Below are 12,567 nucleotides of genomic sequence, written 5' to 3'. Positions count from 1 at the left end.
CTGAGGGAAGAGAAAAAGGGAAGTAAAATTGTTAAGGCCAGCGCGCTGCTGACCTCAACCATCAGCGTTCAATGATTTGAGATACATCGTCGCGGTTGATCTGCATCGCGTTGCCTTGCTGATCGTGGTAGCTCACCAGACCGGTATCGTCATCAATTTCTGGTTTTCCGTCGGTCAGGATCATTCGACCATCTTTTGTCGCCATTACATAATCGCTGCTGCACCCAGAAACTACAAAAGCCAGTCCTACGGCGGAAATTAAAACTGCCCATTTTTTCATCTGCTTATCCTCACATGGCCTGCGTCTGACAATAGTTTAGTAATAACGCGAAGTTATGCATGACGAAAGCAGTAAAATCTTAAACTGTGAGAAGAGGTAGGTACGGCGCGGTATTCGCTCCCCTTGCGGGGAGCGACAGATTTCATCAGAGCGGATTTTTTTTATTGCGCCACAGATTCAGAGTCTCTACCGCGATAGAGAAGAACATGGCGAAATAGATGTATCCTTTCGGAACGTGGACGTCGAAACTTTCCAGAATCAGCGTAAAACCGACCAGAATCAGGAAAGAGAGCGCCAGCATTTTCACTGAAGGGTGACGATCGACAAACTCACCAATTGGGCGAGCAGCAAACATCATCACGCCTACGGCAATCACCACCGCCGCCATCATGATAAACAGATGGTCAGACAAGCCTACCGCTGTAATCACGGAATCCAGACTGAAGATAATGTCTAACAACATGATCTGCACAATCGCGCCCAGGAACGAAGAGACGCGGGTTTTCAGTCCCTCTTCCTCACCTTCAATGGATTCGTGGATCTCTTTGCTGGCTTTCCAGATCAGGAACAACCCGCCGAGCAGAAGGATCAGATCACGCGCGGATATCGCCTCGCCAAACACCTCGAACAACGGGTTTGTCAGTCGCGTGACCCAGGCGATAGAGGCCAGCAGCGCCAGACGCATAATCATTGCTGCCGCCAGCCCAATACGTCGGGCATGATTGCGTTGCGCTGTCGGAAGTTTGGCTACAACCAGAGAGAGGAAAATAATATTGTCGATCCCAAGAACGATCTCCAGCAGCGTCAGCGTACCGAGCGCAAGCCAGGCGTTAGGATCGGTTATCCATGCAAATAACATCGAGCAAAGTCCTGCCAAAAAAAAGAAGCGGTAATTATAGGCCCGTAACGCGGCGGGTGAAAGGCCGGGCAGTGCCTATTGCGGCTGGAATAAGAAATGCCGCTCAAGCAATGCGCGCGTGAAGTTCTTTTTCAGATAAAATCCGCGTGGCAGGGTCAGGATGGGTTCGCCATTGGCGCCAATCGCTTCGGTCAGCGCCCGGGCATTGGCGGCTTTGGGACGCAGCTGTAACACTTCCCCATGGCGAGCGGTGATGCGTTCGACGTGGCCTAGTACAATCATGTCCATTAGTTCTTCCCAGTCCAGCCGTAATTGCTGCTCTTCTTCGTCGTTCGGGCTCCAGAGCAAGGGCGAGCCGACGCGACGTTCAGCCAGTGGAATGCTGCGTTCACCCTCTACCGGGATCCACAGTACGCGTTTAAGTTTGTGCCGCACATGGCTGGTTTCCCAGGTGACGCCAGTATTGCCAGTTAACGGCGCCACGCACACGAAGGTGGTTTCCAGCGGTCTGCCAAGACTATCCACAGGGATCGTTTTCAGCTCTACGCCCAGCGCCGCAAAATCCTGCTCCGGCTTGCTGCCTGCGCTGGCGCCCAGCCAAATCTCCAGCAGGACGCCAATCCAGCCTTTATCACGTTTGAGATCCTTGGGTGTGACGAGTCCCGCCATGGTCGCCAATTCTCCCAACGAGTAGCCCGCAAGCTGCCGCGCCTGGGTCAGCAATTGGACTTCAGAATCAGGCGGAGAAAGTAACGGATGGAGTTCTGGCATCGGGTTAACCCTTAGGTGAAAAAATGAGCAATGATTTTATACCGTGTGGACAGAGTTTATCTTTTTCCACATGCTTTATTCAATTATTTGATTTATATTGGTTTTTATATTCGCGCGCGCGTTGTTGCGCAACAGCAATGTAGGTTTTCCAATTCTGGTCACTGACAATGAACAGGATCTTACACCATGTTATCCACAGAAAGATGGGATAACTGTGAAAAACCCCCACTACTGTTTCAATTTACAGCCTTGACGTGCGACGAAAATCGAATTTTTACACAAATTGTGCCTAACTTATTGGCATAATCTGTGGATAAAACCAACGCTGGTCGATCTTTCATCAGCCTGAAGATCGTGCGCGTGATACACATCACATTTATGTGTGTCCGTTGGTGGAGATCGTTTTTAACTTAATGAATAAAGAAGACTATTTTTTATATGTGACGAATGTCTTATTCGGACTGTTCTGGGTTTTCCCATAGTAATTCCGTACTTCTTCACAACTATATCCACAGAAAAGGTGAATAAAATCGCCCTGAATGCTCTTCTTCTGTTTATAACTCGGGCCTTCGCTGTGAGTTATTCAATTGTTATTAGAATATCGCACCCTTAACAGAGTGGTTTACCGCCTCTCAGTAGTGTGAAACAATCATTTGTATATAAGGTTTATATTGAGGTAGTCCGGTGATTGATGACGATGGCTACCGCCCGAATGTAGGGATAGTAATTTGTAACCGCCAGGGGCAGGTCATGTGGGCCCGGCGATTTGGTCAGCACTCCTGGCAATTCCCTCAAGGTGGGATAAACGCAGGAGAGACAGCAGAGCAGGCGATGTACCGGGAACTCTTTGAAGAAGTGGGTCTCAGCCGTAAAGATGTACGGATCCTTGCTTCTACTCGTAACTGGTTGCGTTACAAGTTACCGAAACGTTTGGTGCGTTGGGACACAAAGCCGGTTTGTATCGGCCAGAAACAAAAATGGTTTCTTCTGCAATTGGTCAGCAGTGATGCTGAAATCAATATGCAAACCAGCAGTACACCTGAGTTCGACGGCTGGCGCTGGGTGAGTTACTGGTATCCGGTTCGACAGGTGGTGTCATTTAAACGCGATGTCTATCGCAGGGTGATGAAAGAATTCGCAAGTGTTGTTATGGCGCTTCAGGAGGCCACTCCTAAACCGCAAAGCGCACCTGCGTACAGACGTAAAAGAGGTTAAGCTACGCAAATTATGCTCACCCGCCTGCGCGAAATAGTCGAAAAGGTGGCCAGTGCTCCGCGTCTTAATGAGGCGCTTAATATACTGGTTACCGACATCTGTCTTGCGATGGATACAGAGGTCTGCTCGGTCTATCTGGCCGATCACGACCGACGTTGTTATTACCTCATGGCGACACGGGGTCTGAAAAAACCCCGTGGTCGCACTGTCGCACTCGCGTTTGATGAAGGTATCGTTGGCCTGGTTGGCAGGCTGGCGGAACCTATCAACCTCGCCGATGCGCAAAAACATCCCAGCTTTAAATACATCCCTTCGGTAAAAGAAGAGCGCTTTCGTGCGTTCTTAGGCGTACCGATTATTCAGCGTCGTCAGCTCTTGGGTGTGCTGGTGGTGCAGCAGCGTGAATTACGTCAGTACGACGAAAGCGAAGAGTCTTTCCTAGTGACGCTCGCCACGCAAATGGCGGCCATACTTTCCCAGTCGCAACTGAATGCGTTGTTCGGCCAATATCGGCAAACGCGTATCCGTGCATTGCCTGCTGCTCCCGGTGTAGCCATTGCCGAAGGCTGGCAGGATGCGACGCTACCGCTGATGGAGCAGGTTTATCAGGCTTCAACGCTGGATCCCGTGCTCGAACGTGAGCGACTGACCGGCGCGCTGGAAGAAGCGGCGAACGAATTCCGCCGTTACAGCAAGCGTTTTACCGCCGGGGCGCAGAAAGAAACGGCGGCGATCTTTGATCTCTACTCGCACCTGCTTTCCGATACCCGTCTGCGCCGCGAACTGTTTGCGGAAGTGGATAACGGCTCGGTGGCTGAGTGGGCCGTTAAAACGATCATCGAAAAATTTGCCGAACAGTTTGCCGCGCTGAGCGATAACTACCTCAAAGAGCGGGCCGGAGATTTACGCGCGCTGGGCCAGCGTCTGCTATTTCATCTTGACGACTCGATCCAGGGACCGAATGCCTGGCCGGAACGTTTTGTGCTGGTGGCGGATGAGCTTTCCGCGACCACGCTGGCGGAACTTCCCCAAGACCGGTTAGTCGGCGTGGTTGTCCGGGACGGCGCAGCCAACTCTCATGCGGCAATTATGGTGCGTGCGCTGGGTATTCCTACCGTCATGGGGGCAGATATCCAGCCGTCAGTGCTACACCGGCGAACGCTGGTGGTGGATGGTTATCGAGGCGAAGTTCTGGTCGATCCGGAACCGGTATTGGTCCAGGAATACCAGCGTCTTATCAGCGAAGAGATTGAGCTGAGCCGCCTGGCGGAAGATGACGTCAATCAGCCGGCGCAGTTAAAAAGCGGCGAGCGCGTGAAGGTGATGCTCAATGCGGGTCTCAGCCCGGAACATGAAGAGAAGCTGGGCAGCCGGATCGATGGCATTGGCCTGTACCGCACTGAAATCCCGTTCATGCTGCAAAGCGGTTTTCCTTCGGAAGAAGAACAGGTTGCGCAGTATCAAGGGATGCTGCAAATGTTTAACGACAAGCCAGTGACTCTGCGGACGCTGGATGTCGGGGCCGATAAACAGCTGCCCTATATGCCGATCAGTGAAGAAAACCCATGCCTTGGCTGGCGAGGGATCCGCATTACGCTCGATCAGCCGGAGATCTTTTTGATCCAGGTCCGGGCCATGCTGCGTGCGAACGCGGCAACCGGTAACCTGAGCATTTTGCTGCCGATGGTGACCAGTATTGATGAAGTGGACGAAGCGCGACGCCTGATTGAACGCGCCGGACGCGAAGTGGAAGAGATGATCGGTTACGCAATCCCGAAACCGCGCATCGGCATCATGCTGGAAGTTCCGTCGATGGTGTTTATGCTGCCGCATCTGGCTAACCGGATAGACTTTATCTCGGTCGGAACCAACGATCTTACCCAATACATTCTGGCCGTCGATCGTAACAATACGCGGGTGGCCAGCATTTATGACAGCCTGCATCCGGGGATGCTACGTGCGCTGGCGATGATTGCGCAGGAAGCTGAAAGAAGCGGTATCGACTTGCGCTTATGCGGTGAAATGGCGGGTGACCCGATGTGCGTGGCCATTCTGGTCGGCCTGGGTTTCCGTCATTTGTCAATGAACGGTCGATCCGTGGCCCGCGTGAAATATCTGCTGCGCCATATTGATTTTGGCGAGGCGCAAACGCTGGCCCAGCGCAGCCTGGAAGCGCAGATGGCGGCAGAAGTACGCCATCAGGTGGCGGCCTTTATGGAGCGCCGTGGCATGGGGGGATTGATTCGCGGGGGATTGTAGGCCTGATAAGCGTAACGCTATCAGGCATTATGGGGGTAAAGATTACCTATACAGATCTTTTACATCTTCCCGGCATCCGCTGCGATCCCCTTGTGCTATCATTCGCACCTTTGGAGCGCCTGCATTATGCAGGCGCGCTTATCAATTGCTGTCTGACTTCAGCGAAATAACAAGAACTTGTGGTGACAGATGACCAGTAGCTATCTGCATTTTCCGGATTTCGATCCGGTCATTTTCTCAATCGGACCCGTCGCGCTTCACTGGTACGGCTTGATGTATTTGGTGGGTTTTATTTTCGCGATGTGGCTGGCGACGCGCCGTGCTAATCGGCCGGGTAGTGGCTGGACTAAAAATGAAGTAGAAAACTTACTGTATGCAGGCTTCCTCGGGGTTTTCCTCGGTGGGCGTATTGGTTACGTACTGTTCTATAACTTCCCATTGTTCCTCGATAATCCGCTGTATCTGTTCCGCGTTTGGGATGGCGGCATGTCCTTCCACGGCGGGCTTATCGGTGTGATTCTGGTGATGATTATCTTCGCCAGACGCACCAAGCGTTCGTTCTTCCAGGTTTCTGATTTCATCGCTCCGCTGATCCCGTTTGGTCTGGGAGCAGGGCGTCTGGGCAACTTTATCAACGGTGAACTGTGGGGACGCGTCGACCCGAATTTCAAGTATGCCATGCTATTCCCGGGCTCCCGTACCGAAGATATTTTACTGCTGCAAAGCAACCCGCAGTGGCAGTCTATTTTTGATACCTACGGCTCGCTGCCGCGTCACGCATCTCAGCTTTATGAGATGGCGCTGGAAGGGGTTGTACTGTTTATCATTCTGAACCTGTACATTCGCAAGCCTCGTCCTATGGGGGCAGTGTCCGGTCTTTTCCTGATTGGTTATGGCGCGTTTCGTATTATCGTTGAATTCTTCCGCCAGCCGGATGCACAGTTTACCGGCACCTGGGTGCAGTACATCAGCATGGGACAGATCCTCTCTATCCCGATGATTGTCGCAGGCATTATTATGATGGTTTGGGCGTACCGCCGTAGCCCACAGCAACACGTTTCCTGAGGAACCATGAAACAGTATTTAGAACTGATGCAAAAAGTGCTGGATGAAGGCACACAGAAAAACGACCGTACCGGAACCGGAACGCTTTCCATTTTTGGCCATCAGATGCGTTTTAACCTGCAGGAAGGGTTCCCGCTGGTTACGACCAAACGCTGCCATTTACGCTCGATCATTCATGAGCTGCTGTGGTTCTTGCAGGGCGACACTAACGTTGCCTACCTGCATGAAAACAATGTCTCAATCTGGGATGAATGGGCGGATGAAAACGGTAATTTAGGCCCGGTTTATGGCAAACAGTGGCGCGCGTGGCCAACGCCGGACGGTCGCCATATTGACCAGATCACCACGGTGCTAAACCAGCTGAAAAATGACCCGGATTCTCGCCGCATCATCGTTTCGGCATGGAACGTTGGTGAGCTGGATAAGATGGCGCTGGCGCCGTGCCATGCTTTCTTCCAGTTCTATGTGGCGGATGGCAAGCTCTCTTGCCAGCTGTATCAACGTTCATGTGATGTGTTCCTCGGTCTGCCGTTCAACATTGCCAGCTACGCCTTACTGGTACACATGATGGCGCAGCAGTGCGACCTTGAAGTGGGCGATTTTGTCTGGACCGGCGGCGACACGCACCTGTACAGCAATCATATGGATCAAACGCATCTGCAGCTTAGCCGCGAACCGCGCGCGTTGCCGAAGCTGGTCATCAAACGTAAGCCTGAATCTATCTTTGATTATCGTTTCGAAGATTTCGAAATTGAAGGCTACGATCCGCATCCAGGTATTAAAGCGCCAGTAGCTATCTAACCGAGCTTCATGTTGTCATAACCGACGCCTTCGCGCGTCGGTTTTTTTTGTCTGTCATTTCATTCTTCGGCGCCGGTTCCTGAAATATTGCAACGCTCTGCAACGCGTCAAATATTCCTCGTAGCTCGCCGTAGAAACCGAATTTCCCGCTCGTTATTCATTTTCCTCGCGCCATACTGGCGGCATGAAAAAACAACAAGGCTACACGCTTCTCGAAACCCTGATTGCGATGCTGATTGTCACGGCGCTTGGCGCGTCCGGGTTGTATGGTTGGCAGTACTGGCAACAACAACAGCGCCTGTGGCAGACCGCCTGTCAGGTGCGGGATTACCTGCTGCAATTACGTGAAGATGCTAACTGGCGTAACCGCGATCACGTCATCAGCGTGATGCGGGATGGCACATCCTGGTGTCTGGTCAGTTCTGCGGCTTCACAAGGCGGGTGTAAACCGACTTCACCCCTGGTGTTTGCACCGCTATGGGACGATGTCGAAATGGCAGAGATAACACCTTCACTGGCCTTTTTTGGGCTGCGCAATACGGCATGGGCTGGACATATTCGCCTGAAAAATACGACAGGGGAATGGCGTGTGATGGTGTCAGGCTGGGGGCGAATCAGACTTTGTGAACGCGATGAGGCCAGGTCATGTCAGTAAACGAGCGGGGTTTTTCACTGCTGGAGGTGCTCATTGCTATGGCGATCACCAGCATTTTACTGCTTAGCGCTGCGCGATTTTTACCCGCTCTGCAGCGAGAGATCCTGCGCAATACGCGCCAGTTAGCGCTGGAAGATGAAATATGGCAGCGGGTTTATACCGTGGCAAAACATCTTCAGCGGGCAGGGTATTGCCGGGGAACCTGTGTCGGAGAGGGACTGGTGATGTCGGCTAAGGGCGACTGTGTCATTGCCCGTTGGGATGCCAACGGTAACGGCGTTTGGGAGAATAGTCCCGCGAAAGAGGCTGATGTCATCGGATTTCGTTTACAGGACAAAGTACTGGAGACCCTGCGGGGAGCAACTGGTTGTAATGGAAAAGGGTGGGAGAAAATGACCGATCCGGCCACCATTCAGATTGAGGCATTTCAGGTTGAACGCGTGAATATTCGCGGATTTCAACCACTCCTTACGTTGCGTTTGCGTGGAGTGAGCAACGTCGAACCACAAAAAGTCATTGAAGCCTTTTACAGTGTGACAGGTTTCAACCTGTGAATAGTGAGCGAGGTGTTTCATCTCTGGCGATGGTTCTGCTATTGCTGGTGCTCGGCAGCCTGTTACTGCAGGGTGTTAGCCGACAAGAAGCGAGCTTCGCATCGCGTGTTACATCGGAAAGTCGGTCTTTGCAGCGGCAGGCGGTAGTGCAATCGGCTATCGAATGGGGACGCATGCAGTCCTGGGGCTTACAACCGACGATACAGTGTCGGCGTTATACCGGGCAGGATGCCGCGGTTTGCCTGCGACGACTTACTGAGACTTCCGTGCTGCTTATCGCTCATTATGAAGAGGTATCGCTATGGCGTCAGGGAGAGGTTATCGATGGCAATATCAAATTTTCGCCGCATGGCTGGAGCGATTTTTGTCCGTTAAAGGCGGTAGCGTTATGCCAGATCCCCTGAACAGACAACGTGGTTTTAGCCTGCCGGAAGTGATGTTGGCAATGGTGCTGATGATCATGGTTGTGACCGCACTATCGGGATACCAGCGGGCGTTGATGAACAGTTTTATCGTCAGAAACCAGTATCAGCAACTCTGGCGTCACGCCTGGCAACAAACCCAGCTGTATCCGTTTTCACCACCTGTGAACTGGCAGGTTAACCGAATGCAGACAACGGGAGCAGGATGTGTCAGCATCAGCGTTAAAATTTCTTCACCCCTGGGCAGGCAAGGTCAAATGACACGTCTGCATTGCCCGAACCGTCAGTAGTCAGGAGCCGCTATGTTAAGGGTCTATCACTCCAATCGTCTGGATGTGCTGGAAGCGTTAATGGAGTTTATCGTTGAGCGCGAGCGGTTGGACGACCCCTTTGAACCGGAAATGATCCTGGTGCAAAGTACCGGTATGGCGCAGTGGCTACAGATGACCCTTGCACAGAAATTTGGTATCGCCGCCAACATCGATTTCCCGCTGCCCGCGAGTTTTATCTGGGATATGTTTGTGCGCGTGTTGCCGGATATCCCGAAAGAGAGCGCGTTCAGCAAACAGAGCATGAGCTGGAAGTTAATGACTCTGCTGCCGCAGTTGCTGGATAACGATGACTTCGCACTACTGCGACACTATCTGACGGACGACACCGATAAACGTAAGCTGTTTCAACTCTCCGCACGCGCGGCGGACCTTTTCGATCAGTATTTAGTTTATCGCCCTGACTGGTTAACTCAGTGGGAAGCGGAGCGCCAGATTGAAGGACTCGGCGAGGCTCAGGCATGGCAGGCACCGTTGTGGAAAGCACTGGTGGAATACACCGCTGAACTGGGCCAACCGCGCTGGCATCGTGCCAATTTATATCAGCGATTTATTCACACCCTGGAAAATGCGTCTGAATGTCCGCAGGGGCTGCCTTCTCGCGTCTTTATTTGCGGAATTTCGGCGCTACCGCCGGTTTACCTGCAGGCATTGCAGGCGTTGGGTAAGCATATTGATATTCATCTGCTATTTACCAACCCTTGTCGCTACTATTGGGGCGACATTAAAGATCCCGCCTGGCTGGCAAAGCTGCTGGCGCGTCAGCGTCGGCACAGTTTTGAAGAACGTCACCTGCCGCTGTTTCGTGATACTCAGAATGCGGCAGGATTGTTTAACAGTGATGGTGAGCAGGACGTAGGCAACCCGATGTTAGCCTCGTGGGGCAAGTTGGGACGTGATTATATTTATCTGCTTTCAGAACTGGAAAACAGCCAGGAGCTGGATGCGTTTGTCGATATAACCCCAGACAATCTTTTGCATAACATTCAGTCGGATATTCTCGAGTTACAAAGCCGGGCCGTGGCGGGCGTTACGCTGGACGAGTATTCCCGGAGCGACAACAAACGGCTGCTTGATGCGAACGACACCAGCGTGACTTTCCATGTCTGCCATAGCCCTCAGCGTGAAGTGGAAATTCTTCATGACCGACTGCTGGCAATGCTGGAAGCAGATCCCACGCTGACGCCGCGCGACATTATCGTGATGGTGGCGGATATCGACAGCTATAGCCCGTTCATTCAGGCGGTTTTTGGCAGCGCGCCAGCCGACCGTTACTTACCATATGCGATTTCCGACCGTCGGGCACGCCAGTCCCATCCCGTCTTACAGGCCTTTATCAGTCTGCTTTCGCTGCCGGATAGCCGTTTTGTTTCTGAGGATGTGTTGGCATTGCTGGACGTTCCCGTACTGGCGGCGCGTTTCAACATTGATGAAGAAGGTCTGCGCTATCTTCGTTTGTGGGTCAATGAATCAGGTATTCGCTGGGGAATTGACGACGATAACGTGCGCGAGCTGGAACTGCCGCCAACGGGTCAGCATACCTGGCAATTTGGTTTAACGCGCATGCTGCTCGGCTATGCGATGGAAAGCGCCCAGGGCGAGTGGCAATCGGTATTGCCCTACGATGAGTCGAGCGGTTTGATTGCCGAGCTGGTAGGGCATCTGGCCTCGTTGCTGATGCAGCTTAATCTCTGGCGTCGTGGACTGGCGCAGGAGCGCCCGCTGGAAGAGTGGCTACCCGTTTGTCGGGACATGCTTAATGATTTCTTCCTGCCGGATGCGGATACCGAAGCGGCGATGACGCTGATTGAACAGCAGTGGCAGGCAATTATTAGTGAAGGACTGGGGGCTGAGTATGGTGATGCCGTACCGCTTTCCTTGCTACGTGATGAGCTGGCGCAGCGTCTCGACCAGGAACGCATTAGCCAGCGCTTCCTGGCGGGGCCTGTTAACATTTGTACGCTGATGCCGATGCGCTCCATTCCTTTTAGGGTTGTGTGTCTGCTGGGTATGAACGATGGCGTTTATCCGCGTCAGCTTGCGCCGCTGGGCTTTGATCTGATGAGCCAAAAACCGATGCGGGGCGATCGCAGCCGTCGCGATGATGACCGTTATCTGTTCCTCGAAGCGTTAATTTCGGCGCAGCAAACGCTCTACATCAGCTACATTGGCCGCTCAATTCAGGACAACAGCGAACGCTTCCCGTCGGTATTAGTGCAGGAACTGATGGATTACATCGGGCAAAGCCATTATCTGCCGGGCGATGAATCGTTGACCTGCGATCAAAGCGAGGCCAGGGTAAAAGCGCACATTACCCGTCTGCATACCCGCATGCCTTTTGACGCACAAAACTATCAGCCCGGCGAACAGCAAAGCTACGCCCGAGAGTGGCTGCCTGCGGCGAGCTTGTCAGGAAAAGCGCACACGGATTTTGTGCAGCCTCTCCCCTTTGAAATGCCAGCCACGTTAACGCTGGAAACGCTACAGCGTTTTTGGGCTCATCCGGTACGGGCCTTTTTCCAGATGCGTTTGCAGGTCAACTTTCGCGCTGAAGAAAGTGAGATCCCAGAAACAGAACCTTTTGTTCTGGAAGGATTAACTCGCTATCAGCTTAATCAGCAATTGCTTAACACGCTGGTTGAAGAGAACGATGCTGAACAACTATTTCGCCGTTTCCGTGCGGCAGGCGTGCTGCCCTATGGGTCATTTGGTGAAATTCTGTGGGATACGCAGCGTCAGGAGATGCAGTCGCTGGCTGAACGCATTATCGCCTGTCGTCAGCCCTGTCAGAGTACGGAGATCGATCTTAACTGTAACGGCGTGCAAATCACCGGTTGGCTACCGCAGGTGCAAGAGGACGGTTTGTTGCGCTGGCGTCCATCTTTGATAAGCATTGCGCAGGGAGTGCAACTTTGGCTGGAACATCTTGTCTATTGTGCCAGTGGCGGTACGGGAGAGAGCCGGCTGTTCCTGCGTAAAGACGGAGAATGGCGTTTTCCGCCACTGGAGGCAGAACAGGCGCTGTTGTATTTGTCGCAACTCATTGAGGGATATCGGGAAGGCATGTCATCGCCATTGTTGGTATTACCGGAAAGCGGCGGCGCATGGATAAAAACCTGTTATGACGCTGCAAATGATGCCATGTTAGATGACGACGATACGCTGCAAAAAGCGCGCAGTAAGTTTTTGCAGGCTTATGAAGGCAACATGATGGTTCGTGGCGAAGGCGATGATATCTGGTATCAGCGCCTGTGGCGTCAACTGGATGCCGAGACGCTGGAACGCATTGTTTTACAGTCACAGCGCTATCTGTTACCGATTTTTCGCTTTAACCAGTCCTGATGGTTGTATAAAAAT

The 12,567-nt window shown here is 52.6% G+C and carries 12 protein-coding genes; 9 read left to right on the top strand and 3 right to left on the bottom strand.

Annotated elements, in window-relative coordinates; genetic code table 11:
• Positions 1–61 precede the first annotated feature (61 nt).
• The 3 genes from ygdR to mutH all read right to left on the bottom strand — a co-directional run bounded on the left by ygdR (position 62) and on the right by mutH (position 1,910).
• Positions 62–280: a lipoprotein YgdR gene (gene ygdR, locus FDW92_RS14765; protein ID WP_038633333.1), complete on the bottom strand. Its 219-nt coding sequence runs from the start codon at positions 278–280 to the stop codon at positions 62–64.
• Between the two features lie 145 nt (positions 281–425).
• Entirely contained in the window at positions 426–1,139 is a 714-nt protein-coding gene (locus tag FDW92_RS14760) for a TerC family protein (protein ID WP_038633330.1), read from the bottom strand.
• A 75-nt stretch (positions 1,140–1,214) separates the two neighbouring features.
• Positions 1,215–1,910 (bottom strand): DNA mismatch repair endonuclease MutH, encoded by a 696-nt coding sequence (gene mutH / locus FDW92_RS14755; protein ID WP_042310787.1) that lies wholly within the window; start codon positions 1,908–1,910, stop codon positions 1,215–1,217.
• Positions 1,911–2,594: 684 nt separating this feature from the next.
• On the opposite strand from mutH, the gene rppH reads away from it, so the two are divergent.
• From rppH to recC, 9 genes are all read left to right on the top strand, one after another.
• Positions 2,595–3,125, top strand: a complete 531-nt coding sequence (gene rppH, locus FDW92_RS14750; RefSeq protein WP_042310785.1) for an RNA pyrophosphohydrolase — start codon at positions 2,595–2,597, stop codon at positions 3,123–3,125.
• A 12-nt stretch (positions 3,126–3,137) separates the two neighbouring features.
• Positions 3,138–5,384 carry a phosphoenolpyruvate--protein phosphotransferase gene (ptsP, locus tag FDW92_RS14745; protein ID WP_042310784.1) on the top strand — a complete coding sequence of 749 codons (2,247 nt, stop codon included), beginning with the start codon at positions 3,138–3,140 and terminating at the stop codon, positions 5,382–5,384.
• A 189-nt stretch (positions 5,385–5,573) separates the two neighbouring features.
• Entirely contained in the window at positions 5,574–6,449 is an 876-nt protein-coding gene (lgt, locus tag FDW92_RS14740; protein ID WP_042310782.1) for a prolipoprotein diacylglyceryl transferase, read from the top strand.
• Between the two features lie 6 nt (positions 6,450–6,455).
• Positions 6,456–7,250 carry a thymidylate synthase gene (gene thyA / locus FDW92_RS14735; protein WP_003033990.1) on the top strand — a complete coding sequence of 265 codons (795 nt, stop codon included), beginning with the start codon at positions 6,456–6,458 and terminating at the stop codon, positions 7,248–7,250.
• Positions 7,251–7,434: 184 nt separating this feature from the next.
• Entirely contained in the window at positions 7,435–7,905 is a 471-nt protein-coding gene (locus FDW92_RS14730) for a prepilin peptidase-dependent protein (protein ID WP_042310780.1), read from the top strand.
• Positions 7,896–8,459, top strand: coding sequence for a prepilin peptidase-dependent protein (locus tag FDW92_RS14725; RefSeq protein ID WP_042310778.1), 564 nt, complete (start codon positions 7,896–7,898; stop codon positions 8,457–8,459). Before FDW92_RS14730 ends, FDW92_RS14725 begins: the two co-directional genes overlap by 10 nt.
• Positions 8,456–8,863, top strand: coding sequence for a DUF2509 family protein (locus FDW92_RS14720; RefSeq protein WP_042310776.1), 408 nt, complete (start codon positions 8,456–8,458; stop codon positions 8,861–8,863). The genes FDW92_RS14725 and FDW92_RS14720 overlap by 4 nt, the downstream gene beginning before the upstream one ends.
• Positions 8,848–9,171 carry a prepilin-type N-terminal cleavage/methylation domain-containing protein gene (locus tag FDW92_RS14715; protein WP_042310774.1) on the top strand — a complete coding sequence of 108 codons (324 nt, stop codon included), beginning with the start codon at positions 8,848–8,850 and terminating at the stop codon, positions 9,169–9,171. Before FDW92_RS14720 ends, FDW92_RS14715 begins: the two co-directional genes overlap by 16 nt.
• A 12-nt stretch (positions 9,172–9,183) precedes the next feature.
• On the top strand, positions 9,184–12,552 hold the full coding sequence (gene recC, locus FDW92_RS14710) for an exodeoxyribonuclease V subunit gamma (RefSeq protein ID WP_042310771.1): 3,369 nt from the start codon (positions 9,184–9,186) through the stop codon (positions 12,550–12,552).
• The last annotated feature ends 15 nt before the right edge of the window (positions 12,553–12,567 follow it).

Origin of the sequence: Citrobacter sp. wls706, assembly GCF_005281305.1 — a bacterium.
Taxonomy (GTDB): Bacteria; Pseudomonadota; Gammaproteobacteria; order Enterobacterales; family Enterobacteriaceae; genus Citrobacter; species Citrobacter werkmanii.
Note: the sequence above shows the minus strand (reverse complement) of the source record. Positions and strands in the feature narration are given on the sequence as shown.